Here is a 25,997-nt window from a genome sequence, read left to right on the forward strand (position 1 = left end):
TACCAATGTTACGGGAGTTGTCCATAGTTGTTGACGTGACAGGGGTGCATGTCACGGCCACGAAAGGCCGGCAGTAGATGCGGGACGGGCATGCCGGAGGCGAGCGGAAGGCCCCGCCGCACCACCGCACCCCGCCACCGCACCCCGCCGCCCCTGCCGCAGGCGGCGGCGGATGGCGGGGCGTCGGCACGTCGCAAAGCAAAGACACCCGGCCCGCCACCGCGATCCCATCCGCCCCACCCCCTATGCTGGCGACCGTGAACACTGACACCACGTATGACCTGTTCGTCGTCGGCTCCGGATTCTTCGGGCTGACCGTCGCGGAGCGCATGGCCGAGCAGCTGGGCAAGCGGGTGCTCGTCGTCGAGCGCCGCAACCACATCGGCGGCAACGCCTACTCCGAGGCCGAGCCGGAAACCGGCATCGAGGTGCACAAGTACGGCGCGCACCTGTTCCACACCTCCAACAAGCGCGTGTGGGACTACGTCAACCGCTTCACCGACTTCACCGGCTACCAGCACCGCGTGTTCGCCATGCACAAGGGCACGGCCTACCAGTTCCCGATGGGGCTGGGGCTGATCACGCAGTTCTTCGGCAAGTACTACAGCCCCGACGACGCCCGCGCGCTCATCCGCGAGCAGGCCTCCGAGATCGACGCCGACGCCGCCGAGAACATGGAGGAGAAGGCGATCTCGCTGATCGGCCGCCCGCTGTACGAGGCGTTCGTCCGCGACTACACCGCCAAGCAGTGGCAGACCGACCCGAAGAACCTGCCGGCGTCGAACATCACGCGCCTGCCGGTGCGGTACACCTTCAACAACCGCTACTTCAACGACGACTACGAGGGCCTGCCCGTCGACGGCTACACCAAGTGGCTGGAGAACATGGCCGACCACGAGCTCATCGACGTCGTCACCGACACCGACTGGTTCGACGTCCGCGACGAGCTCCGCGCCGCCAGCCCCGACGCGCCGGTCGTCTACACCGGGCCGCTGGACCGCTACTTCGACTACTCCGAGGGCCAGCTCGGGTGGCGCACGCTCGACTTCGAGACCGAGGTGCTGCCGACCGGCGACTTCCAGGGCACGCCGGTGATGAATTACAACGACGCCGAGGTCCCCTACACCCGCATCCACGAGTTCCGGCACTTCCACCCGGAGCGCGGCGAGTACCCGGCGGACAAGACGGTGATCATGAAGGAGTACTCCCGTTTCGCGGAGGGCTCCGACGAGCCGTACTACCCCATCAACACGCCGGACGATCGCGACATGCTGGCCAAGTACCGCGAGCGCGCCGCCGCCGAGGCCCGCGACAACAAGGTCCTCTTCGGTGGTCGCCTGGGCACGTACCAGTACCTGGACATGCACATGGCCATCGCGTCGGCGCTGACCATGGTGGACAACAAGCTCGTGCCCTTCTTCACCGAGGGCGCGGCGCTGGAGCAGGATCGCGGCCACTAGGTTGACGGTGCGAACCGCGGGTTTGCTTTACGACGTCCCGGCCTCCCCGTGACCCACCCCCGACCCGCGGGTGCGGCGGGGAATTTGCCGGGGAGCGTGCCGGGCGCCGAGGACGCGGCGGGTGCGGCGGGGAGCGCGGAGGCGCGCACCGCGCGCACGCCGCGCATTCACGGCCTGGACATTGCGCGCGCCGTGGCGATCATCGGCATGATGGGCGCGCACTTCGGCCCGTGGTCGGGCCGGCCGGCGTTGGCGGCGCCGTCGACGTGGCCGGCGGTGGTCAACGGGTATCCGTCGGCGTTGTTCGCGGTGTTGGCGGGGGTGTCCATCGGGATCATCGCCCGCCGGGGCGTGGCCGCCGGCGGCGTCGAGTTGCTCCGGTCGCGGATGCGGCTGGGCGCCCGCGCCGTCATCCTCATTGCGTTGGGGCTGGTGCTGGCGTCGGTGCAGTCCGACGTCATGGTGGTGCTGGTGCCCATGGGCGCGATGTTCCTGGTGACGCTGCCGCTGGTGTCGGCGCGGACCCGGACCGTGGCCGTAGTCGCGGCGGTGCTCGGCGTCGCCGGTCCCTTGATGATGGCGCCTGCCCGCGTGTTTCCGCAGCTCGTGACCAATCCGACGGTCGGCGATGCCATCGTTTTCACGTATCCGCTGACGGCGTGGGCGTTCTACGGGCTCGTGGGCCTGCTCGTCCACCGTCTCGTGCTGAAGTCTCCTCCGCGGTGGCCGTGGTTGGCCGCCGGCGGAGCGGTGCTGGCGTTGGCCGCGGCGTTCACGTGGAGCGCACTGGTGCCGGCGTTCGGCGTCGGCACGGGCGAGGGCGGTGGCGCCGACATCGACGTGGCCTGGGACGATGGTATGGGCGGCGTGAACTGGGCCGCCGACGTGTCCGGCGCAGAGGCCGTCCCTGAGCTCGAGGCGGGAGCCGATGGTGGGCCAGTTGGTGGACCCGATACCGGGCTCGATACCGAGCTCGACGCGGGGATCACCGATGGGCAGCGCCTGCTCGGTGCCTTCGTGGACGGGTCGGCGCATTCGGCGGGGCTTCTCGACGTCGCCGGCGCCGCCACCGCATCCATCGCCCTCATCGCGGCGCTGCTCATGGTCGGCCGCACGCGGTTCGGCGCCGCCGCCCTGCATCCGCTGAGGATGATGGGGTCGATGTCGTTGACCGTGTACGTCGCCCACGTCGCGAGCTTCGCCGTCCTCGGCGTCGCCGGCCGGTTCGTCCCCGCCATCGCGCAGGTGCCGGGGGAGATCTGGCTGGTCGTGTCCATCATCGCCGCGGTGCTGTTCGCCGTGGCGTGGAAGCGGCGGCATCGGCGCGGACCTCTCGAGGAGGCCATGCACCGGGCCACGGAACGTGCCGCCCGCATCGACGTGCGGGGCGAAGGGCGGGGCGGCGGGCCGTCGTAAAGCAATCGCGGCGCGACCGGAGCCGGAAGCCGAGCGTGGCGTGCCGGCTGAAGCGTCGCAAAGTACTACCACCGCTCCGCAAAAGCCCAGGTCGGCATTTTCCGGCCGGGAAGAATGTGCACTTTCATACGCCCGGACGCTGAGTTGGGGCAGTGCGGGGCGCTCGCGGAGGCTGAGTGGGCGCGGCGGGGGCGCGGCGGGGCCCTGCGAGGCAGCGGATAGACGCAAACCCACCCCGAATGTCTTAACCCACCCGCTGTAGCAGGTGGGTTAAGGCATTCGAGGTGGGTTAGCGGTCGGTCGGGGGAGGGCCTACGCGAAGGTGACGTTGACCGCGCGGGTGATGCCGTCGCGGGAAACGCTGCCGCCCTGGAAGTCTGCGCGATCGGCGCCCCAGTTCGGGGCCTGGGTGGTCGTCGGGGCGCCGAGCTTGCCGATCTCGAAGCCCTGCTTCGCCCACGCGTCGGCGATCTCCTCCCAAATGGCGTGGGTGCCGGTGGCCATCGACGAGACGATGACGCCGCGCTCGAACTTCACGTAGCGCACGGGGTCGGCCTCGCCGGTGTCGTTGGGCACCGTCGCGCCCTGCTGGACGCCGGTGACCGGCTGGCCCAGGACGTCTCCCCAGGCGTCGGTGACGGCGCGCCACTCGGCGGCGAACTCGTCGTCGCCCTCGTAGGTGGTGGTCGGCGGGGCCTGCACGGGGATCTCGGCGAGCGTCGGGCCCTGGTCGGCGCCGCGGCCGACGGCGCCGAGCACCGACTCCGCGTCGTTGCCCAGGCCGGGCGCGCCGGCGAGGCCGAGCGAGGCGGCGAGGATGCTGCGGCCGCCGGAGAACGTGCTGGCCTGCTCGCCCTGCGCCATGGCCTGCAGGCCCGGGATGGCGGCGATGGCCTCCGGCGGGATGTCCAGGTCCTCCATGGCCGATCCGAGGTCGGCGGCGATGTCGGAGACGTCGCGGCCGGCGATGGCGTCGGGCAGGTCGGCGCGGATGTCGGTGCCGCCGTCGGGGAATTCGTTGGTGATGATCCCGTCGCCGAGCCCCGCCGCCTTCTGCGACGCGATGGCGCGGATGCGGTCCATCTGGGCGTAGCCGGCGTTGCCGGGGCAGGTGGTGTCGCCGACGTCGCGGTGGGCGAAGATGCTGGGCAGCGTCGTCGACTGCCCGGCGCCGAAGCGTGCGCTGCGGTAGCCCTGGGACGTCAGGGTCGCCTGGCCGGAGGGGTTGAGCCCGGCGATGCGCATGCGCCAGCCGACCATCGCGCCGACGGAGTTGATCATCGCCTGGGTCGGGTGGGCGGTGGAGTAGTCGCCCATCATGGAGATGCCGAACGTGCCCTTGTTGAACCCGCCGGCGTGGGCGCCCTGCACGTTTTTGGTCAGCCCGCCGTAGCGGCCTTCGTAGATGTTGCCGAACTTGTCCACCAGGGCGTTGTACCCGACGTCGCCCCAGCCGAGGATCTGCGTGTGGTACTTGTAAATGCCCCGCACGATGCCGGCGGCCTCGGCCTGCGAGTAGTTGTTGGCGCCGGCGGTGTGGTGGACGGTGGCGGCGAGCAGTTTGTCGTCGTAGGAGGGGCCGTTGCCGCGGATCGATTCGTCGGCGCCCCAGCCGGCGCGGGTGATCACGCGGGGCATGCCGGTGATGTCGGAGTCGTTGGCCACGGGCTCGATGCCTTCGGGGGTGAGCCCGCCGTCGATGAACACGCCCTGGACGTCGTGGAGGGACACCGGGCCGAGCAGGTCGGCCAGGCCGGTGAAGTCCCCGGCTCCGGCTTGCTTGACGACGCCGATGAGCTCGTCCAGGTTCTCCCCGAAGATGTTCAGCCCGATCGTGGAGACCTGCACGGCGGTGGTGCGGCCGATGTAGACCGGCTCGGTGCCCATCAGCGCGCCGCCGGAGCCGCCGGCGACGTCGTGGGCGTCGGCGGCGAACCATTCGGACCAGGAGCCGTCGGGGCGTTCGGCGCGGAAGAATGCGGTGACCGGCGGGGCGTCGCGCCAGGTCAGCGCGAACATGGAGAATTCGCGGTCGTGGCGGAGTTCCTTGACCAGGCCGCGGTTGGGGTGCAGGGCCTCGACGAGGCCGCGGGTGGCCAGGGCGGCGTCGTCGACGAGGACGGCCGCGGCGTCGGACAGGGCGCTGGTGGCCATGTGCACGTCGACGGGGCCGGGCGCCGGGTTTTCGAGGAGGCGCAGGCCGGAGCCGACGATTCCGGAGTTCGCGATTGCCGCCGTCGATGCGGCCGCGGTGGTCACCGCCAGTCCCGCCAGGAAGGGGCGACGGCCGATCGCGGTGGAATTGATGCGACTACGAGTCGGCAAGAGAGCACTCCAGACTGATAAAAATGAGGCGTAACGGGATTGGTGAGGCGAATGTTACTCGTGTGACTGGTGATTGTCAGCCCGCCGCGACATGTTGCGCCGAATCCGGTGGCACGCACGCCGGGGGACCGTCAATGCCAGCCGCCCACCGCGCCGCCATTACTATTCGGGGTACGTGACCCACCAGTTACGAGTCGACCCGAAAGCCGTGATGCCACCCATGAGCACTGACGTCCAGACCGGAAGCCTCGCCGTCGAGAGACTCCAGCGGATCCTGCTTCCCAAGCCGGGCGAACCGCGCGACGTGCGGTCGCTGTACCTCGTCGAACCGGAGACGAACGCCTCCCGCGTCGTCGCCGCGTCGCGCACGGAAGCGACCGTCGCCGCCGGCGACGAGGTCAGCTTCGAGAGCTACTTCAACGCCTTCCCCGCCAGCTACTGGCGCCGCTGGACCTCGCTGGACGACGTCGTGCTGCGCATCGAGCTCTCCGGCGTCGCCCGCGTCGACGTCTACCGCTCCAAGATCGACGGCAGCCGCATCGCCGTGACCGGCGAGCTCGCCGGCGACCCGGCCGACCCGTCGCGGCGCACCATCGTTGAGATCCCGGTGTCGCTGGCGCCCTTCGAGGACGGCGGCTGGATCTGGTTCGACCTGACCTGCGAAACCGACGTCACCGTCCACTCCGCCGCGTGGTGGTCGCCGATCGCCGCGCCGGACCAGGTCCACCCCGACGGCTCGTCCCACCCCGCCCCCGAGGCGCGGGTGACGGTGGGCATCCCCACGTTCAACCGCCCCGACGACGCCGTCGCCGCGCTGGAGGCCCTGTCCTCCGACGCCGAAGTGGACGGAATCATCGACGCGGTGCTCATGCCCGATCAGGGCACCAGGCACCCGCACGACGAACCGGGTTTCCCTGCCGTCGCAAAGCATTTCGGCGACCGCCTGCGGATGTTCCCCCAGGGCAACCTGGGCGGCTCGGGAGGCTACTCGCGCATCATGTACGAGGCGCTCGGCGGCCCCGACGCCGATCCGGCGCGCGCGACCGACAGCCCGTTCATCCTCTACATGGACGACGACATCGCCATCGAGCCCGACTCGATCCTGCGCGCGGTGGCGGTGGGGCGTTTCGCGAAGTCGCCGATGCTCGTCGGCGGGCAGATGCTCAACCTGCAGGAACGCAGTCACCTGCACTCCATGGGCGAGGTCGTCGGCCGCCACGACTTCATGTGGACCTCCGCCCCGCACGTCCACTACGACCACGACTTCCACGCCCACCCGCTGCGCGACCGCGGCGAGCACGGCGTCAACGCCACCGGCGAGGCCATCGACTCGAAGGACCTCCACCGCCGCATCGACGTCGACTACAACGGCTGGTGGATGTGCCTGATCCCGCGCGTCGTCGCGGAGACCATCGGGCAGCCGCTGCCGCTGTTCATCAAGTGGGACGACGCCGAGTACGGCCTGCGCGCCGGCAAGAACGGCTTCCCCACGGCGACGTGGCCGGGCATCGCGATCTGGCACATGGCGTGGTCCGACAAGGATGACGCCATCGACTGGCAGGCGTACTTCCACCTGCGCAACCGCCTCGTCGTCGCCGCGCTCGAGCACGACGGGCCGGTCGACGGGATCGTGAAGTCCATGCGCAAGGCCACCGCCAAGCACCTGCTGTGCCTGGAGTATTCGACGGTGGCCATCCAGAACGAGGCGATGAAGGACTTCCTCGCCGGGCCCGAGGGCCTGTTCGACATCCTGGAGACCTCCCTGCCGCGCATCAACGCGCTGCGCAAGGAGTTCCCCGACGCCCGCGTGCTGCCCACGGCCGGCGAGCTGCCCAAGCCGACCGGCATCCCGGGCGTGCCCGTCAAGGACATTGGCGGCCGCCTGGCGCCGCTGAAGAAGTCCGTGTGGCTGGCCAAGGGCCTGCTCCACAGCCTGCGCCCGCACGACCCGGCGCACCACGAGACCCCGCAGGCGAACCTGTCGCCGCTGGAGGCGCGCTGGTTCTCCCTGTCCCGCGTCGACGGCGCGACCGTGACCACCGCCGATGGGCGGGGCGTGGTGTTCCGCCAGCGCGACCGGGACAAGGCGAAGGAGCTTCTCGACGAGTCGCGTGCACTGCAGAAGCAGGTCGCCGAAAAGTTCGACGAGATGCGCCGGCGATACCGCGGCGCGCACGCCGAGTTGACCAGCCGGAAGAGGTGGGCGGATGTCTTCGAGCAGCAGTGATCCCGTGAGCATCCCGCCGGCAGCCGGCGAGGTGGCGCTGCTCATGGCGGTGCAGGAGCGGCTCACCGACGTGCCGGGCGTGCTGCCCGCCGCGACGGCGATGAGCTTCTTCGGCGAGCACGCCGCCGGCTGGATGGGCCTGGCCGCCCTCGGCGCGGCCGCCGACGCCGACCGCCGCCGCGGATGGGCCGTCGTGGGGGTGTCGGCGTTCGCGTCGCATGCCGCGTCGGTGATCATCAAGCGCGTGGTGCGCCGCAAGCGCCCCCACCACCCGGGCATCCGGGTCGGCGTGGGCACGCCGTCGAAGCTGAGTTTCCCGTCGTCGCATGCGACGTCGACGACGGCCGCGCTGGTGGCCATGTCGCGGATGGGCTTCGGCCCGGCGCCGCTGGCGGGGGTGCCCGCCATCATGCTGTCGCGACTGGTGCTCGGCGTGCATTACCCGACGGACGTCCTCGCGGGGGCGGCCCTCGGTTGGACGACCGCGACGATCACGGACAAAATCCTCGGGGCCCCCGCTGCGGGGGACGAGGCGACGACCGCCGCTGACGGAAGGACCCACAAGTGACCGACGACCGCGAGGGCCTGAACCTCGGTTCCGAGCCGCACACCTACGGCATCGACGAGCCCGCCAATCCGCAGGGCCATCCGCCGAAGAACCTGCTCGACGGCATGTACAAGGCGCTGCGCCCCAAGCAGTGGGTGAAGAACGTCCTCGTCATCGCCGCGCCCGCCGCCGCCGGCGCCGAGGCGCTCACCGATGGCCGCACGCTGATCGACGTCCTCATCGCATTCGTGGTGTTCTGCCTGGCGGCGTCGTCGATCTACCTGATCAACGACGCCCGCGACGTCGAGGCCGACCGCGCGCACCCGACCAAGCGCTTCCGCCCCATCGCGGCGGGCGTGCTGCCGGTGTCGCTGGCCTACGTCATGGCGGTGGTGCTCATCGCGGCGTCGGTCGGCCTGTCGTTCCTGGCGTCGTCGGGCCCGGGCCTGGCCATCGTCGTGGCGGTCTACATTGCGCTGCAGCTGGGCTACTGCTTCGGCTGGAAGCATCAGCCGGTGATCGACATCGCGCTGGTCAGCTCCGGTTTCATGCTCCGCGCGATGGCCGGCGGCGTTGCGGCGTCGATCCTGCTGTCCCAGTGGTTCCTGCTGGTCGCGGCGTTCGGTTCGCTGTTCATGGCGGCCGGCAAGCGCTACGCGGAGCTGCTGCTGGCGCAGCGGTCGAAGAAGAAGATCCGCAAGTCGCTGGAGGGCTACACCGCCACGTACCTGCGTTTCGTGTGGACTCTGTCGGCCACCGCCGTCGTGCTGGCGTACTCCCTGTGGGGCTTCGAGATGGGCAACCGCGCCGGTGGCGCCGCCGCCGTCTGGTATCAGATTTCCATGGTGCCGTTCACGGTGGCGATCCTGCGCTACGCCGCCGACGTCGATCGCGGCACGGCCGGCAGCCCGGACGAGATCGCGCTGCACGACCGCGCGCTCCAGGCGCTGGCGCTGCTGTGGGTCATCTCCATCGCCATCGCGGTGTACGCCGTTCCCGCGCTGTAAAGGGCTCCCGGGCCCCTTCCGTGGCCGTGACCTCCGTCTCATTCCGGAGGTCGCGGCCACTTTTTCGCGCATTTGTCGACTGCTTGACGACGAGCGTACGCGCACGTCGTAAAGCGAAAAGCTTCGAAGTATTGCCCTCTGAAGCAACCAGGGGGAACCGATGGGGGGATGTCGCAACATTGCTGCCCGATAACGGTTTGAGAAATTGTCGCGAAACGGTAACGTAAGCGGCCACGTGCCCGATGAAACCATCGGAAAGTGCGCCCCATCCCGAATTGCCCGGGATCCCCGCCGGACAGAGTCGACGGGCGATCACCGGATGTTTTCGCGGTGCGGCGGACGCATAGGAACGTCAACGAGGAGAACTATGAGCTTCACCGCTACCGCGCGCGGGTGGAAGACCAAGGCGCTCGCCGCGCTGGTCGCCGTGGCCGCCATCTTCGGCGCCATGCAGATCGCCGGCACCGACGAGGCGGAGGCGCACCCGCACCGCGGTTGGCTGCGCCCCGGCTGCGTCTGGGACGCGCACGAATACTGGGTGCAGTACTGCCAGGTGTACTCCGCGGCCATGGGCAAGGACATCACCGTCCACGTCCGTCCGGGCCTCGCTCCGGGCAGCCCCGGCCTGTACCTCCTCGACGGCCTGCGCGCCGGCGACGTGTGGTCCGAGTACCTCACGCCCGGCATGGCGCACCAGCAGTTCGAGCACGACAACGTGACGCTGGCCATCCCGGTCGGCGGCCAGGCGTCGTTCTACACCGACTGGATCGGCCCCGCCGTCAACAGCAAGGGCGCCCCGCGCAACTACAAGTGGGAGACGTTCCTGACGCAGGAGCTGCCGGTCTATCTGGAGCAGCACTTCCAGACCAACCGCTACAACAACGCCGTCGCCGGCCTGTCCATGGGCGGCTCGGCGGCCATGTCGCTGGCGTACAACCACCGCGACCAGTTCAAGCAGGTGTCGGTCTTCTCCGGCTACTTCCAGGTGTCCAACCCGGTCATGTCCACCGCCATCGCCGGTGCGCAGATCGACCAGGGCTTCGAGCCGAACGCCATGTGGGGCCCCCCGGGCATCCCGACCCCGCAGCGCGTCTACAACGATCCGTCGATGAACCTGGGCAAGCTGCAGGGCCTGCCGATGTTCATCACCTCGGCCAACGGCTACCCGTCGCACTGGTCCTCGCCGGAGGCGCTCCTGGGCGCGCCGGCGGAGCTGCCGAACATCGGCATGGGCATCGCGCTCGAGGGCCTGTCCCGCGCGTCGACGCAGGCGTTCGAGTCGCAGGCCCGCGCCGCCGGCCTGAACCCGACCATGCACTACAGCCCGGATGGCATCCACGCCTGGTCGCTGTGGCAGCGTGACCTGGGCATGGCCCGCCCGCACATCCTGGCGGCCCTGGGCGTCTAGCCCGGTTCCGGCCGGCGGTTCGCCGCCGGCCACCGCGTTTCTCCTCGTTCACGGTGGCCGTGCCCGCGCACTCGCCGCAGGATCTTCCCGATGCCCGTCCCGACCTCTTGGTCGGGGCGGGTTTTCGCATGCCCGGGTGGCGGGTGTGCGTCGGGTCGTCGTGAAGCGCGTGCCGGCGCCGGGGAGGGGGCGATGTCGGGGTCTGGCTCGTGCGGGAGGCGGCCGGAAGGGGCGGCGCGGGGCCCGCGCGTGGAGTTTCCGCGGCCCAAACCCTAAAGTTGAACTTAAACCTGAGGTTTGTGGCGCGTCGCGCGGGAAACCGCGCCGCGCCCGGGTAAGAATCAGGGTCGAAGCGGAGGTCGGGACGCGGCCGCCCATCCGGGAGAGGGGAACTCCCGGAAGGCGAACGCCGAACGGCCGCCACGGCGATGGGCCGGGCACGCCCGGCACGCCGGCGCACCCGGGCGGCTTCGGCCGCCGCACCCGGCAACGGGCATGCGGCACCGAAACACCGCAACACCGGAACGCCGGACAAGTCCAGACGACACGTTTATCTGTAAGGGGAAGCCCTCATCATGCGAGATACCGCACACTCCCCCCGGGGCCGCTGGTCCCGGGTGCTCGCCGCCATCACGGCGATCCCGCTGGCACTGTCGCTCGCCGGGGTCCCGGCGCATGCGGCCCCCGCGGAACCCGACGCCACCGCCCTGCCGCTGCAGTCCTCCCTGTGGACCCCCGCGCCCGAGCCGGAGGGCCAGCCCGCGCCGATCCGCGAGACCGAGCAGAACCTGCCCAACCTCCCCGGCGACGTCGAGGTGGAGAAGGTCCAGTGGCTCACCGAGCGCCGCGCCCTGCTGCACATCAACTCCGCGGCGATGCCCGGCGACCCGGTGAAGGTCGACCTGCTGCTGCCGCGCGACTGGAACCGCAACCCCGAGCGCACGTTCCCGACCGTCTGGCATCTCGACGGCATGCGCGCCCGCGACGACTGGAACGGCTGGGTGCTCGAGACGAACATCGAGCGCTACTACGCCGACAAGAACGTCATCGTGGCCATGCCCATCGGCGGCGAGTCGTCGTTCTACACCAACTGGGACGCCCCGGACAACGGGAAGAACTACCAGTGGGAGTCCTTCCTCATCCAGGAGCTGATCCCGGTCCTGCGCGAGGGCTGGCGCGCCAACGAGGACCGCGCCATCGTCGGCCTGTCCATGGGCGGCACCGCGGCGTTCAACCTGGCGTCGCACCACCCGGACCTGTTCAAGTTCGCGGGCAGCTTCTCCGGCTACCTGGACACGTCGTCGACGGGCATGCCGCAGGCGATCGGCCGGGCGATGCAGGAAGCCGGCGGCTACGACGCCAACAAGATGTGGGGCCCGCCGTCGTCGCCGCGCTGGAAGGACAACGACCCGAAGCTCAACGTCGCGGCGCTGAAGGGCATTTCGCTCTACGCCTCGGCGGGCAGCGGCAACACGGGCGAGTGGGACACCCCGTCGGAGCAGTTCCCGGGCCTGCCGCAGAACACCGCGGGCTTCGGCCTGGAGGTCCTCGCGCGCATGACCACCAACACGTTCGCGTCGCGCGCCCGCGCCGCCGACGTGCCGCTGACGGTGCAGTTCCGCGATTCCGGCACGCACTCGTGGCCGTACTGGCAGTTCGAGATGAATCAGGCGTGGCCGCAGATGGCCGATGCACTGCAGCTTTCCGACGCCGACCGTGGCGCCAATTGCATCGTGGGCGGCGCGATCGGCGACCGCATCAAGGACTTCGACAACATGGGCGCGTGCCTGTCGCCCGAGTACGAGGCGGCCGATGACGGCCGGGCGCAGGACTTTACCAACGGCCGCGCCTACTGGCACCCGCGCACGGGCGCCCAGTTCGTGTGGGGCCGCATCGGCGCCCGCTACCACGAGGTCGGCGGCCCGTCGTCGCCGCTGGGCTACCCGAAGACCAGCGAGATGGCGACGCCCGACGGCGTCGGCCGCTACGTCCACTTCGAGCACGGCTCCATCTACTGGACGCCGGAGACCGGGGCGTACCTGGTCATGGGCGACTTCATGAACCTGTGGGGCGACGAGGGCTGGGAGAAGGGCCGCCTCGGCTACCCGACCTCCGACCGCCGCGACATCCCGGGCGGCGTGGTGCAGGACTTCCAGGGCGGGCAGATCGTCAAGCCCGCGGCCGGCGGCGCGCAGACGGTGCTCGGCGCGATCGGCACGGCGTACCGCGCCGGCGGCGGCCCCGAGGGGCCGATGGGCTTCGCGCTGACCGGGGAGATCGACATCCGCGGCGGCAAGTTCCAGCGCTTCGAGCACGGCAACATCTACTGGTCGCCGGAGTCGGGCGCCCACGCGGTGCCGGACGGCGCGATCATGGACCACTGGGGTTCGACCGGCTGGGAGAACGGTCCCTTCGGTTACCCGGTCGGCCCGCAGAAGCAGATCCCGGCGGGCGGCCTGGAGCAGGAGTTCCAGGGCGGCTGGATCCGCCAGGTCAACGGCAAGATCGAGGAGGCCCGGCGATGACCGGCCGCGCCCGCGCGGCCGTGCTCGCGCTGCTCGGCGCCGGCACTCTGGCGCTGGCGGCGTGCGGCGACGCGACCGTGGAGTCGTCGGACGTCACCGAGACCGCCACCGCGTCGGAGGAGACCGGCACGTCGGAGTCGGAGAGCGCGGAGACCAGCACGTCGACGTCGAGCACGTCGGAGACGACGCGGACGTCGGCGCGCAACTCCGAGGAGCGCGACATCACCGAGCCGGGCGCCGCGCGCGCCAGCTCCGCCCCGGACGGCCGCATGCCGCTGTCGGGCGACGACGAGGACTTCCTCGACGACCTCATCGCCGACGGTATCGACGTCGAGGGCGTGGAGGACCAGCTGATCGCCGCGGGCCACGTCCAGTGCGGCGCGGGCGCGAACGATGGCCGCGAGGGCGACGCGGCGGTCGTCGATGCGGTCGCCGGCCAGATCGTCGCCCAGGAGCGCACGGACGGCGATGAGGCCGCCGTGTCCCAGTCGATTGCGAAAGCGGCCGAATCGGCGTATTGCTAACGGGCATGCGCAAAACGCTCACCCTGCTCGCGGTCATCGTCCTCGTCGTCGCCATCGTCGCCGGCGTGGGGCAATGGTTGCGGCAGTCGCAGGTGGGGGAGCCGGGGATGCCCGGCCCGGGGCCGCAGGCCCAGCAGCCCGAGTGGTGCCCCGCGGTGGAGGTCATTTCCGCGCCGGGCACGTGGGAGTCGCGGGCCGACGATGATCCGGTCAACCCGACGGCGAACCCGAATTCGCTGATCCTCAAGGCGTCGGCGCCGCTGCAGGCGTCGTATGCGCCGGAGGACGTGAAGGTCTGGACGGTCCCGTACACCGCGCAGTTCCGCAACATCAACGCGCAGCACGAAATGACCTACGACGATTCGCAGGCCGAGGGCCGCGCGCGCATCCACGAGGAGATGTCGGCCACCCACGCCGAGTGCCCGCAGACCGGCTTCGTGCTCATGGGCTTCTCGCAGGGCGCGGTGATCATGGGCGACATGGCGGAGCAGATCGGCTTCGGCAACGGGCCGGTCCCGGCCGAGCGGGTGCTCGGGGTGGCTTTGCTTGCCGACGGCCGCCGCGAACCCGGCAAGGGCGTCGTCCCCGGCAATCCCGTCGCCGGCGTAGGGGCGGAGGTCTCGCTGGCCCCGGTGAATCTGCTGGTGCAGCCGATCGTGCCGGGCGCGACCATGCGCGGCGGCCGCGAGGGCTTCGGCGAGCTCAACGACCGCGTGCAGGACATCTGCGCGCCGGGCGACACGGTGTGCGACGCCCCGCCGAACGTGGGCAATGCGATCGCCCGGGCCCAGGAGCTCGTCGCGGCCAACGGCGTGCACGCGACCTACGCCGACAACCCGAACATCATTCCGGGCACGACGTCGGTGGCGTGGACGGAGAACTGGGCCCGCGGTCTCATCGACGGCGCACTCGCCCAGGGCTGATCCCCGGGGCGCGGGCCGCTTTACGGTTCGCGTCGGATCGTCGTAAAGCACAAGCCTCTCGCGTAACGTGAGTCCCAGGAGTCACACCCGTTTACACCCATAACGTGACTTATGGCACGCCGACCACCTACGGTTTTTAGCGACGAAAGTAATTTGCGCTACCGTGGCCCCCGCTGATGGTCGAGGCAATCGGCCGGCGGCGCGCCACCGCCCCAATAAATAACGGGTCGGTAACGTTATGGGTCCCCGGCGCGACAAACCACCACAGACGAAGCGAAAAACGAGGAGCACCATGGATCTGAGCATGCTGATGGGCCAGTTCATCGATGCCGAAGGCAACTTCGCCTTCCCCGAGGACATGTCCGTGCCGAACCTGTCCGAGATGATGTGGCAGATCAACACGATGAAGGGCGAGCTCGACCTGCAGCAGATCGCCTTCCACGACTACTCGGGCTCCCGCGACGGCGAACTGGTCACCTACACCCGCGCCGAGGTCAACCGCCGCATCAAGGCCGTCGCCGCACGCCTGCAGCAGGTTGGCGAGCCCGGCGACCGCGTCGCGCTGCTCATGGGCAACAGCCCCGAGTACCTCTTCGGCTTCCTCGGCGCCCAGTACGCCTGCCAGGTGGCCATGCCGCTGTACGACCCCACCGAGCCCGGCCACGGCGACCACCTCAACGCCGTGCTCGCCGCGGCGCCGCCGAACGTGGTGCTGACCAACAAGGCCTCCGCCGCCGCCGTGCGCTCCATCTTCGCCGCCAAGCCGGCCGCCGAGCGCCCCCGCGTGCTCACCATCGACGCGCTGCCGGACTCGCTCGCCGACAACTTCGTCTCCCCGGCCGAGGACGCCAAGTACGCGCCGCAGCTGGAGAAGGACGCGGTGCTGCTGTTCACCTCCGGCTCCTCGCGCACCCCGGAGGGCGTGCGCATCGCCGGGCGCTCCATCCTGTCCAACGTGTTCCAGGTGCTCTCCGCCGCCCACCTGCAGCTGCCGCTGCGCCTCGTGACGTGGCTGCCGCTGCACCACAACATGGGCATCGTCCTCGGCGCGTTCGTCACCGCCCTGGGCCTGCCGTTCGACATCATGACCCCGCGCGACTTCATCCAGCACCCCGCGCGCTGGATCGAGCAGCTGGACAAGCGCGGCGACGACGACGTGAACATCTACACCGTCGTGCCCAACTTCGCCCTCGAGCTGGCCAACCGCTTCGCCGTGCCGGAGGAGGGCGGCGCGCTGGACCTGTCCAACGTCGACGGCCTCATCGTCGGCTCCGAGCCGGTCACCGAGAAGGCGACCCGCGAGTTCCGCGCGAACTTCGAGAAGTTCGGCCTGCCCACCAACGCCATCCGCCCCGGCTACGGCCTCACCGAGGCGACGCTGCTGGTCACCCTGCCGCAGGGCGAGGAGCGCCCGCGCGTGACCTGGGTGTCCCGCGAGTCGCTCAACGAGGGCGCGCCGCAGCGCGTCGAGCCGGGCACCGAGGATTCCGTGCCGCTGATGTCGAACGGTTCGGTGGCCAAGCCGCAGCACCTCATCGTCGTCGACCCGGAGACCCGCACGGAGCTTCCCGACGGCCAGATCGGCGAGATGTGGGTCCACGGCGACAACATCCCGCTGGGCTATCTCACCGACCTGGAGCAGTCCGAGCAGGTCTTCGGCAACGAGCTCGCCGCCCGCCGCGACGGCGGCTCCCGCGCGGAGGGCGTCGGCGAGGACGCCAAGTGGATGGCCACCGGCGACCTCGGCGTCTTCCTCGACGACGAGATCCACATCACCGGCCGCATCAAGGACCTGGTGGTCATCGCCGGGCGCAACCACTACCCGCAGGACATCGAGGCCACGGTCACCGAGGCCTCCGACCACGTCCGTCCCGCGGTGGTGGCGGCGTTCTCGGTGGAGGGCGACGACGTCGAGAAGCTCGTGATCATCGCCGAGCGCAACTTCCGCCGCGACGAGTCGGGCGACGCCGAGGCAATCGGCGCCATCCGCGCCGCCGTGACCAAGCTCCACGGCATCCAGCCCGAGGACGTCCGCATCGTCGGCACGGATGAACTCCCGCGTTCGTCTGCCGGTAAGATCGCGCGACGAGTGGCCCGCGCCGCCTACCTCGACGGCGGTTTCGAGTAACCCGCGAACTATTAAGGACTAAGCCCACGATGGATGACAACAAGGGACGACCCGGCATGACGGTCGCCCAGATGCGCGACTGGCTGCGCGACTGGGTGATCGGCACCACCGGCCTGACGGCGGCGGAAGTCACGCCGGAGCGCCCGATGGAGGAGTTCGGGCTGTCGTCCCGCGACATCGTCATCCTGTCCGGCGAGCTGGAGAGCCTGCTGGACGTGCGGCTGGACGCCACGATCGCCTACGAGTACCCGACCATCGCGAAGCTCGCGGTGCGCCTGGTCGAGGGCGACGTGGACAACCCGGACGACTCGGCGTACGACGCGTTCCAGACGGGTGCGGAGGCCGCGCGGTCGCGCAGGCTTCGCGACGAAAAGCTCACCGACATGGACATCGCCGTCGTCGGCATGGCCGCCCGGTACCCCGGCGCGGGCAACATCACCGAGATGTGGGATCTGCTGGTTTCCGGCCGCGCCGGCACCGGCGAGCTGCCCGAGGGCCGCTGGTCCGAGTTCGACGGCGACGCCGACCTCGCCGCGGAGATCGCCGAGTGCGACACCCGCGGCGGCTACCTCGACGACATCGTCGGCTTCGACAACGAGTTCTTCGGGCTGTCGCCGCTCGAGGTGGAGAACATGGACCCGCAGCAGCGCATGCTGCTGGAGCTGACGTGGGAGGCGCTGGAAAACGCGCACCTGCCGGCCTCCGAGCTGCGCGGCGAGTCCGTGGGCGTGTTCATGGGCTCGACGACGAACGACTACGCCATGCTCATGGCCTCCGACCCGTCGACGGCGCACCCGTATGCGCTGACCGGGTCGTCGCCGTCGATCCTGTCCAACCGCATTTCCTACGCCTTCGACTTCCGCGGGCCGTCCATCACCATGGACACCGCCTGCTCGTCGTCGCTGGTGTCCATCCACCAGGCCGTGCGCGCGCTGCGCGACGGCGATGCCGACGCCGCCGTGGCCGGTGGCGTGAACCTGCTGGTCTCGCCGCACGCGACGCTGTCGTTCGGGCGGTTGGGCGTGTTCTCCAAGACCGGCGCCATCCATGCATTTTCCGAGGACGCCACCGGCATGATCCGCGCCGAGGGCGCCGGCGTCGTGGTGCTCAAGCGCCTCGAGGACGCCGAGGCCGACGGCGACGACGTCCTGGCCGTGATCAAGGGCACCGCGGTGACCTCCGACGGCCGCTCCAACGGCCTGACCGCGCCGAACCCGGACGCGCAGGTCGACGTGCTGCGCCGCGCCTACGCCGACGCCGGCATCCGCCCGCAGGACGTGGATTACGTCGAGGCCCACGGCACCGGCACCATCCTGGGCGACCCGATCGAGGCCTCCGCGCTGGGCACGGTGCTCGGCCGCGGCCGCGACGCCGCGAGCCCGACGCTGCTGGGCAGCGCCAAGACGAACTTTGGCCACACCGAGGCCGCCGCCGGCGTCGCCGGCGTGATCAAGGTCGTGCTGGCCATGCGCAACGACGTGCTGCCGCCGTCGCTGCACTACGCGGGCCCCAACCCGTACATCGACTTCGACGCCGGCCGCCTGGAGGTCGTCGAGGACCCGCGCGAGTGGCCCGAGTACTCCGGCCGCAAGGTCGCCGGCGTCTCCGGCTTCGGTTTCGGCGGCACCAACGCCCACGTCGTGCTGACGTCCCCGCCGGCGGCCCCGCCGCAGGAGGAGAAGACCGCGCCGATCGACGCGGCCGCCGCCCGCGAGGCCGGGATGCCGGCGCTGCTGCCGGTGTCCGGCCTGCTGCCGTCGCGCCGCCGCCTGGCTGCCGAGGACCTCGCCTCCTGGCTGCGGGCCAACCCGTCGGCCGATCTGGGCGACGTCGCCCGCACGCTGGCGTCGCGCTCGCGCGGCCGGTCGAAGGCCGTCGTGCCCGCCACGGACGTGGCCTCCGCGATCGAGGGCCTGGGCCGCGTCGCCGAGGGCAAGACCGGCCCCGGCATCGTCTCCGCCGACGCCCCGCTGGCGCAGGGCCCGGTGTGGATCTTCTCCGGCTACGGCTCGCAGCACCGCAAGATGGGCAAGGACCTGCTGGCCCTGTCCCCGGTGTTCGCCGAGACGCTGGCCAAGTGCGACCGGATCATCGTCGACTCCGTCGGCTGGTCCCTGCTGGAGCTCATCGCCGACGACGAGCGCACGTACGACCTCGAGTCCGCGCAGATCGGCATCACCGCCATCCAGGTCGCGCAGACCGACATGATGCGCGCGCTGGGCGCCGAGCCCGCCGCCGTGGTCGCCATGTCCATGGGCGAGATCGCCGCGGCCTACGCCGCCGGCGGCCTGTCGCTGGAAGAGACCATGCGCGTGGCCTGCGCCCGTTCCCGCCTGATGGGCGAGGGCGAGTCGATGCTGGCCGAGGACGAGCAGGGCGGCATGGCCATGGTCGAGCTGTCCGTCGACGAGCTCGACGAGCTGCTCGCCGCGCACCCGGAGTTCTCCGGCGTCGAGCCCGCCGTCTACGCCGCGCCGACCATGACCACCGTCGGCGGGCCGAAGCCGGCCATCGCCGCGCTGGTGGAGTTCCTCACCGGCGAGGGCAAGATGGCCCGCCCGCTGGCCGTCAAGGGCGCGGGACACACCTCCGCGCTCGACCCGCTGCTTGGCGAGCTGTGGTCGGAGTGCTCCGACGTCGAGCCGACTCCGCTGTCGGTGCCGCTGTTCAGCTCCGTCGACCGCGGCGTGACGTACCAGCCGGGCGACGTCGTCCACGACGCCGACTACTTCGTGCGCTGCACCCGCCAGTCGGTGTGGTTCTCCGACGCCGTCTCGCGCGCCTGCGCCGCCGGCTACACCACCTTCGTGGAATTCGCCCCGAACCCGGTGGCGCTCATGCCGACGATGGCCACCGCCTTCGCCGCCGGCTTGCCGGATGCGCAGCTGGTGCACCTGCTCAAGCGCAAGGAGTCCGCGGGCGAGTCGCTGGCCGCGGCCTGCGCGACGCTCTACGCCCACGGCCACGACATCGACCTCTCCGCCCTGGCGGGCCCCGGCGACTTCGCCGACCTGCCGGGCATCCACTGGCGCCACCAGCGCTTCTGGACGTCCGCGCGCCCGTCGTCCGGCGGCCGCGCCAAGCTGCCGGGCGCGCGGACGGCGCTGCCCGGCGGCGACGTCGCGTACTCGGGCGACGCGGCGACCGCGCCGTCGATCCACGCGATCATCGACGCCGCCGTCGCCGACGTGGCGCCGGGCGCGACGGTGCTGGCCGTCGAGGAGTCCGGCGCGCTGCCGGCCGCCGGCGAGCTGACCACCATCGTCTCGCGCCACCCCGGCGGCGCCGTGATCTCCGTCTACGCCGTCGAGGCCGGCCGCACCGAGCTGCTGGCGCAGGCCGGCGTCGCGACGGTGCCCGCGGGTACCGCCACCAACGCAGCCGACGCCACCAACGCCGCGACCTCGGCCAACGGCGCCACCGCCACCGCCGCCGAGTCCACCGCCGCGGGCGCGCCCGCCGGTTTCGGCGCGGCCACCCGCACCCCGGCCGCCCCGGGCATGCCGACCGCCGCCGGCGCCGCGTCCGACGCCGAGCCCGGCTGGTCGCCGGATTCGGGAGTGCCGGTGGAGACCCACCTGCGCGTCATCGTCGGCGAGGCCATGGGCTACGACGTCGACGACCTGCCGCTGGAGCTGCCGCTCATCGACCTCGGCCTCGATTCGCTGATGGGCATGCGCATCAAGAACCGCGTCGAGCACGACTTCTCCATCCCGCCGCTGCAGGTCCAGGCGCTGCGCGATGCGTCGGTCGCCGACGTCATCACCCTCGTGGAGAACCTCGTCGCCGAGGCGCACTCCGCCACGGAAACGGCCACCGAGACCGACTCCGAAACCCCCGCCGCCGCTCCCGCCGATCAAGCCCCGGCCGCCGAGACGGGTGCGCCGGAGGGCGGGGACGTGGACGTCGCAAAGCAAGGCATCAACGTGCCCCCGCGCGACGCGTCGGAGCGCATGGCGTTCGGCACGTGGGCCACCGTCGTCGGCTCCAGTGCCGGCGGCGTCACCGACGAACTGCCCGCGCTTGACGACGCCACCGCGCAGGCCCTCGCCGCCCGCCTGTCCGAGCGCACCGGCGCCCCCATCGGCGCAGACGACGTCCGCGCCGCCGGGACCATCGCCGACCTGGCCGAAACGCTGCGCCCCCACCTCGAAGTCGAGGTCGAGGGCAACATCCGCGTGCTGCGCGAACGCCCCGAAGGCTCCACCACGCCCGCGGTGTTCCTCTTCCACCCGGCCGGCGGGTCCTCCGCGGTGTACCAGCCGCTCGTCCGCCGACTGCCCGACGACGCGCCCGTCTACGGCGTCGAACGCCTCGAAGGCGAGATCACCGACCGCGCCGCCGCCTACCTCGACGACATCCGCGACCGCGCCGCCGGCCTGCCCATCGTCCTCGGCGGCTGGAGCTTCGGCGGGGCCCTGGCCTACGAAGTCGCCCACCAGCTGCGCGGCAGCGGCGTCGAGGTCGCGCAGATCATGCTGCTCGACACCGTGCAGCCCTCCGAAAAGGTGCCCGACACCCCGGAGGAAATGCACGCCCGCTGGGACCGCTACGCGGACTTCTCCAAGCGCACCTACGGCCTGGACATCCCCGTGCCCCACGACCTGCTCGACCAGCAGGGCGAGGAAGCGCTGCTGATGATGCTCGAACAATTCCTGGCCACCGCCGACTCCTCCCAGCACGGACTGTCCGGCGGCGTCCTCGAGCACCAGCGCGCATCCTTCGTGGACAACCGCATCCTTGACCAGCTCGACATGGGCCGCTGGGCCGACGTCGACGCGCCCGTCGTCCTGTTCCGCGCCGAGCGCATGCACGACGGCGCCATCGAGCTCGAACCGCGCTACGCGACGATTGATGAGGACGGCGGCTGGTCCGCTATCGTCGACGATTTGGAGATCGTGCACCTGCGCGGCGACCATCTCGCCATCGTGGATGAACCGGAAATCTCCAAGGTCGGTGCCTGGTTGGGGGACCGGCTGCAGAATCTGGACGCCGAAACCCGGAATGGACAGTAACCGAATTGACTTTCAACACCACCGCCGAAAAGCTCGCCGACCTGAAGGAACGCCTCAAGCAGGCGCAGGATCCAGGCAGCGAGCGGGCCAAGGCGCGCCGTGACGCGGCCGGGTTGACCACGCCCCGCCAGCGCATCGCCCGCCTCGTCGACGCGGGGTCCTTCGTGGAGACCGGCCAGCTCGGCCGCACCCCCGACGAAGACGGCGCCCCCTACGGCGACGGCGTGGTCACCGGCACCGCCCGCATCGGTGGGCGCCCGGTGGCGGTGTACGCCCACGACAAGTCGGTCTACGGCGGTTCGGTCGGCGTGACCTTCGGCAAGAAGGTCTGCGAGCTCATGGACCTGGCCACGAAGGTCGGCTGCCCGGTCATCGGCATCAACGATTCCGGCGGCGCCCGCATCCAGGACGCCGTGACGTCGCTGGCCATGTACTCGGAGATCTCGCGCCGCCAGCTGCCCCTGTCCGGGCAGTCGCCGCAGATCTCCATCCTGCTGGGCAAGTGCGCCGGCGGCGCCGTCTACGCGCCGGTGACCACGGACTTCCTGGTCGCGGTGAAGGATCGCACGGAGATGTTCATCACCGGCCCCGAGGTCATCCGCTCGGTCACCGGCGAGAACATCTCGTCGGCCGAGCTCGGCGGCGCGGAGCAGCAGGCCCGCAACGGCAACGTCTCCTACGTCGCCGACGACGAGGAGGACGCCTTCAACTACGTCCACGACCTCCTCGACCGCCTGCCCAGCTCGGTGCACGAGCCGCTGCCCCCGTACTGGGCGCCGTCGGAGGAGACCACCGACCGCGACCGGTCGCTGGATTCCATCATCCCGGACGACCCGAACGCCGGCTACGACATGATGGAGGTGCTGACCAGGCTTTTCGACGACGAAGATTTCGTCGAGGTCCAGCCCGACTACGCCCCGAACCTGATCACCGGCTTCGCCCGCGTCGATGGGCGCACCGTTGGCGTGCTGGCCAATCAGCCGATGCACCTGGCCGGCTGCCTCGACGCGGATTGTTCCGAGAAGGGTTCGCGCTTCTCCAACATCTGCGACGCCTACGACATCCCGATCGTGTACGTCGTCGATACGCCGGGCTACCTGCCGGGCGTGCAGCAGGAGAAGTCGGGCATCATCCACCGCGGCGCGAAGCTCGGTTTCGCGCTGGCGCAGGCGTCGGTGCCGAAGGTGACCCTCATCGTGCGCAAGGCCTTCGGCGGCGCGTACGCGGTGATGGGCTCGAAGAACCTGGGCGGCGACCTGAATTTCGCGTGGCCGACGGCGCAGATCGCGGTGATGGGCGCCGAGGCCGCCGTGGTCATGATCCAGGGCCGCCAGCTCGCGGAGATGCCGGAGGATCAGCAGCCGGCGATGAAGAAGATGTTCATGGACTTCTACAACGAGAACATGACCAGCCCGTACGTCGCCGCCGAGCGCGGGTACGTCGATGCGATGGTCATGCCGTCGGAGACGCGCGTGCAGTTGCGCCGCGCCCTCGAGCAGCTCCGCGACAAGGAGCTGCCGCAGGTGCGCAAGAAGCGTGAGATCGCCCCGATGTAGCCGGGTGCGGGTGCGGCGTGCTGGCGTTCCCCGCACCCGCCCCCGCTTCCGGCCCCGCTTCCGCCCCCGCTTTACGACGCCCTGCCTCCACCTCCGTCGCCCGCCCCGCTTCCGCCCCCGCTTTACGACGCCCCGCCTCCACCTCCGTCGCCCGCCCCTTCGCGGCGCCCGGGCCGTTGTCCGCGACGCCGCCCCGCCGCGCCTCCCGCGGCCTGGTTCCGCCGCCCCGCCCAAAAAGACGTCCCGTGAACACTTAGATGTGGTTGACCGCCTCTTTCTGTTCACTGGGCTTCTTTCTGTGCGGAGGGCGCGCGGAGGGCGCCGCCCGCCGCGCAGGTACCTACGTTCTGGCCACCTACCTACGTTCAAACGTGAGTATCTGGCCGAAACGTAGGTATCTGCGGCTGCGCTGGGTTGGACGCGGCGGCGCGGGCTACCGAACAGATGGTCGCGCCCCCGAAACGACCCTCATCCGGGTCTGGGGTTAGGCTCTTCACCGAGCAGGAGACACACAGGAGCTGATCGCGATGACCAACCCGTACGACAACCCCTTCGGCGGCCAGGACGGCAACCCCTCGAACGGTGAGGGCTCCGCGAACGGGCAGGGCGGCCAGTACGGCGGCCATGGCCAGTACGGCGGCTACGGACAGGGCGGCCAGGGCGAGTACGGCCAGAGCCCCGACCAGCCCGGTTCCGGTTACGGCCAGGCCGGCTATCAGCAGCCGAGTCAGCAGGGCGGCTACCAGCAGGGATTCCCCCAGTACGGCCAACAGCAGTACGGCCAGCAGGACTACGACCAGCCCTACGGCCAACAGCCCTACGGCCAGTCGCAGCCGCAGCAGCAGCCCTACGGCCAGTCGGGCCAGCCGGGCCAGGTGCAGCCGCATGGCCAGCAGCCGGGCTTCGGCCCGATGCAGGCCTACGGGCCCAACGGCCTGCCGCGCGCGCCGAAGTCGAAGATCGTGGCTGCGGTGCTGGCGTTCTTCCTGGGCGGCTTCGGCGTGCACAACTTCTACTTGGGCCACACCGGCCGCGGCATCACGCAGTTGGCGCTGTATTTGATCGGCTGGACCACGGCGATCGTCGGCATTGGGCTGCTGCTGATCGTGGCGGTGGGGCTGTGGGCGTTCGTGGAGTTCATCATGATCCTCGTCGGCGCCAACGGCTTCGAGCGCGATTCCGACGGGTACCCGCTGCAGTAGGGCGGCGGTGCCCGCGGGGTGGGGGCGGATGGAAAGGGGGCCGGGCCGTCGTAAAGCAAGTGCTTTGCGACGGCCCGGCCCCGACTCGACAGGCGCGCGCCCTTAGTGGACGCCCTCGAACTTGCCGACGATCCACTTCTTGCCCAGGATCAGCGCGGCACCCAGGGCGACGGACACGACGCCGAGGATGATGAAGAAGTTCGACTCCGCCGACGCATCCTCCGGGTGGTAGTAGCCGGCGAGCACGCCCGCGAGGGAGGTGCCCATGGCGACGGCCATCATCCACACGGCGTACATGCGGGTCGGGTAGGACTCCGGCGCCAGCTTCGTGGCCAGGGAGTTGCCCACCGGCGACAGCAGCAGCTCGCCCATGGTGAACAGGAACAGGATCCACACGATCACCAGCAGCGGCGTCGAATTCGCGCCGCCGCCGACGAACGGCAGGAAGAAGAACAGCGAGATGCCGATGATGATGTTGGCGACGCCGAACTTCACCGGGTACGTCCACTGGCGGGTGCCCAGCTTCGTCCACATCGCGGCGAAGATGCCGGAGAAGATGATGATGAAGATCGGGTTGATCGACTGCACCCACGCCGGGGAGAACTCGAACGAGCCGATCATGCGGTCCAGGCGCTGGTCGGCGTAGATCGCGATGACCGTGAACTGCTGCTGGAAAATGCCGAAGAACAGCACGCCGGCGACGAACATCGGGATGAAGCCGATCAGGCGGTGCTTTTCGACGGTCGTCGTCCGCTCCGACTTGTACATCTGCAGCCACAGCACCACAGCCGCGACGCCGGCGAGGACGGTGACGATGGTCGCCAGGGAGCCCAGCGGGATCAGGCCCAGGGCCACCGCCGCGACGATGGCCGCCACGCCGATGACCGCGCCGATGAACACCGGCAGGTACTTCGACTTCGGCAGCGGGTTCGGCACGTCGTGGCCGGCGGCGCCGATGGTCGACTTGCGCATGATCACGTACTGGATCAGGCCGATGGCCATGCCCACGGCGGCGAGGCCGAAGCCCCAGTGGAAGCCCTTCATGCCCCAGATCCAGCCGGTGAGCAGCGGGCCGAACAGGGCGCCGATGTTGACGCCCATGTAGAAGATGGAGAAGCCGGCGTCGCGGCGGGTGTCCTCGCGGGAGTACAACTGGCCGAGGACGACGGAGGCGGTGGTCTTCAGGCCGCCGGAGCCCAGCGCGACGAAGACGAGGCCGACGGCCAGGCCGGCGACGCCGGGCAGCACGGCCAGGGCGATGTGGCCGAGCATGATCAGGATCGCCGAGTAGAACAGCGTCTTCTCGGATCCCAGGAGGCGGTCGGCGATCCACGCGCCGACGAGCGCCGCCATGTAGACCAGGCCGCCGTACGCGCCGACGATGGAGGTGGCAACGCCGCGGTCCATGCCCAATCCGCCGTCGGTGACGGAGTAGTACATGTAGAAGATCAGGATGGCCTGCATGCCGTAGAAGCTGAAGCGCTCCCACATCTCCACGCCGAACAGGTTGGCCAGTCCCCAGGGCTGGCCGAAGAACGTTCGCTCCTTGCCGGAGCCGGTGTCCGAACCGCCGTCGATGGTCGCCGTCGCGGGGGCCGCGTGGTCCCCGGCGGTGTGCTCTCGCGCGGTGGCCGGCTGGTCGGCCGCCGCGCGGTTGTCGTGGCCGGGGGCTTGATGGTCCCCGGTCGAATCAGGTGTTTGTGCCATGCGCCCGATTATTCGCTTTTGTGCGCT

General features: G+C 70.4%; 15 protein-coding genes. 13 read left to right on the forward strand and 2 right to left on the reverse strand.

Annotated features, from left to right (window positions below; genetic code table 11):
• Nucleotides 1-257 precede the first annotated feature (257 nt).
• Nucleotides 258-1,460: a UDP-galactopyranose mutase gene (glf, locus tag ACFWGD_RS07640; protein WP_377778032.1), complete on the forward strand. Its 1,203-nt coding sequence runs from the start codon at nt 258-260 to the stop codon at nt 1,458-1,460.
• 96 nt (nt 1,461-1,556) lie between these two features.
• Nucleotides 1,557-2,876, forward strand: a complete 1,320-nt coding sequence (locus ACFWGD_RS07645) for a DUF418 domain-containing protein (RefSeq protein WP_377778033.1) — start codon at nt 1,557-1,559, stop codon at nt 2,874-2,876.
• Nucleotides 2,877-3,188: 312 nt separating this feature from the next.
• Here ACFWGD_RS07645 and ACFWGD_RS07650 read toward each other — a convergent pair whose 3' ends face one another.
• Entirely contained in the window at nt 3,189-5,201 is a 2,013-nt protein-coding gene (locus ACFWGD_RS07650; RefSeq protein WP_377778034.1) for an N-acetylmuramoyl-L-alanine amidase, read from the reverse strand.
• Nucleotides 5,202-5,421: 220 nt separating this feature from the next.
• Between ACFWGD_RS07650 and ACFWGD_RS07655 the strand changes: the two genes are divergently transcribed.
• From ACFWGD_RS07655 to ACFWGD_RS07705, 11 genes are all read left to right on the forward strand, one after another.
• Complete coding sequence (locus tag ACFWGD_RS07655; protein ID WP_377778035.1) at nt 5,422-7,428, forward strand: glycosyltransferase; 2,007 nt, start codon at nt 5,422-5,424, stop codon at nt 7,426-7,428.
• Entirely contained in the window at nt 7,409-7,996 is a 588-nt protein-coding gene (locus ACFWGD_RS07660; protein WP_377778037.1) for a phosphatase PAP2 family protein, read from the forward strand. The genes ACFWGD_RS07655 and ACFWGD_RS07660 overlap by 20 nt, the downstream gene beginning before the upstream one ends.
• 17 nt (nt 7,997-8,013) lie before the next feature.
• A complete protein-coding gene (locus ACFWGD_RS07665; protein ID WP_377778179.1) occupies nt 8,014-8,982 on the forward strand; it encodes a decaprenyl-phosphate phosphoribosyltransferase in 969 nt (322 codons plus the stop codon).
• Between the two features lie 367 nt (nt 8,983-9,349).
• Nucleotides 9,350-10,390 (forward strand): alpha/beta hydrolase, encoded by a 1,041-nt coding sequence (locus ACFWGD_RS07670; RefSeq protein WP_377778038.1) that lies wholly within the window; start codon nt 9,350-9,352, stop codon nt 10,388-10,390.
• 575 nt (nt 10,391-10,965) lie between these two features.
• Nucleotides 10,966-12,915 carry an alpha/beta hydrolase-fold protein gene (locus ACFWGD_RS07675; protein WP_377778039.1) on the forward strand — a complete coding sequence of 650 codons (1,950 nt, stop codon included), beginning with the start codon at nt 10,966-10,968 and terminating at the stop codon, nt 12,913-12,915.
• The gene (locus tag ACFWGD_RS07680; protein WP_377778040.1) at nt 12,912-13,439 is read left to right on the forward strand and encodes a hypothetical protein; all 528 of its coding nucleotides are present in this window, start codon (nt 12,912-12,914) and stop codon (nt 13,437-13,439) included. The genes ACFWGD_RS07675 and ACFWGD_RS07680 overlap by 4 nt, the downstream gene beginning before the upstream one ends.
• 5 nt (nt 13,440-13,444) lie before the next feature.
• A complete protein-coding gene (locus tag ACFWGD_RS07685) occupies nt 13,445-14,362 on the forward strand; it encodes a cutinase family protein (protein ID WP_377778041.1) in 918 nt (305 codons plus the stop codon).
• A gap of 292 nt (nt 14,363-14,654) precedes the next feature.
• Complete coding sequence (locus tag ACFWGD_RS07690; RefSeq protein ID WP_377778042.1) at nt 14,655-16,490, forward strand: FadD32-like long-chain-fatty-acid--AMP ligase; 1,836 nt, start codon at nt 14,655-14,657, stop codon at nt 16,488-16,490.
• A gap of 29 nt (nt 16,491-16,519) precedes the next feature.
• Entirely contained in the window at nt 16,520-21,505 is a 4,986-nt protein-coding gene (pks13, locus tag ACFWGD_RS07695; RefSeq protein WP_377778043.1) for a polyketide synthase Pks13, read from the forward strand.
• Between the two features lie 5 nt (nt 21,506-21,510).
• A complete protein-coding gene (locus tag ACFWGD_RS07700) occupies nt 21,511-23,061 on the forward strand; it encodes an acyl-CoA carboxylase subunit beta (RefSeq protein WP_377778044.1) in 1,551 nt (516 codons plus the stop codon).
• Between the two features lie 527 nt (nt 23,062-23,588).
• Nucleotides 23,589-24,263: an NINE protein gene (locus ACFWGD_RS07705; RefSeq protein ID WP_377778045.1), complete on the forward strand. Its 675-nt coding sequence runs from the start codon at nt 23,589-23,591 to the stop codon at nt 24,261-24,263.
• Nucleotides 24,264-24,365: 102 nt separating this feature from the next.
• Here ACFWGD_RS07705 and ACFWGD_RS07710 read toward each other — a convergent pair whose 3' ends face one another.
• Entirely contained in the window at nt 24,366-25,970 is a 1,605-nt protein-coding gene (locus ACFWGD_RS07710; protein ID WP_377778046.1) for a peptide MFS transporter, read from the reverse strand.
• Between the last annotated feature and the right edge of the window lie 27 nt (nt 25,971-25,997).

This window comes from Corynebacterium sp. NPDC060344 (genome assembly GCF_042725215.1).
Classification (GTDB): domain Bacteria; phylum Actinomycetota; class Actinomycetes; order Mycobacteriales; family Mycobacteriaceae; genus Corynebacterium.

Coding starts and splice junctions, on each gene's coding strand:
- ACFWGD_RS07680 (WP_377778040.1), top strand. CDS start 12,912: ATGACCGGCCGCGCCCGCGCGGCCGTGCTCGCGCTGCTCGGCGCCGGC.
- ACFWGD_RS07675 (WP_377778039.1), top strand. CDS start 10,966: ATGCGAGATACCGCACACTCCCCCCGGGGCCGCTGGTCCCGGGTGCTC.
- ACFWGD_RS07690 (WP_377778042.1), top strand. CDS start 14,655: ATGGATCTGAGCATGCTGATGGGCCAGTTCATCGATGCCGAAGGCAAC.
- ACFWGD_RS07660 (WP_377778037.1), top strand. CDS start 7,409: ATGTCTTCGAGCAGCAGTGATCCCGTGAGCATCCCGCCGGCAGCCGGC.
- ACFWGD_RS07685 (WP_377778041.1), top strand. CDS start 13,445: ATGCGCAAAACGCTCACCCTGCTCGCGGTCATCGTCCTCGTCGTCGCC.
- pks13 (WP_377778043.1), top strand. CDS start 16,520: ATGGATGACAACAAGGGACGACCCGGCATGACGGTCGCCCAGATGCGC.
- ACFWGD_RS07710 (WP_377778046.1), bottom strand. CDS start 25,970: ATGGCACAAACACCTGATTCGACCGGGGACCATCAAGCCCCCGGCCAC.
- ACFWGD_RS07655 (WP_377778035.1), top strand. CDS start 5,422: ATGAGCACTGACGTCCAGACCGGAAGCCTCGCCGTCGAGAGACTCCAG.
- ACFWGD_RS07705 (WP_377778045.1), top strand. CDS start 23,589: ATGACCAACCCGTACGACAACCCCTTCGGCGGCCAGGACGGCAACCCC.
- ACFWGD_RS07670 (WP_377778038.1), top strand. CDS start 9,350: ATGAGCTTCACCGCTACCGCGCGCGGGTGGAAGACCAAGGCGCTCGCC.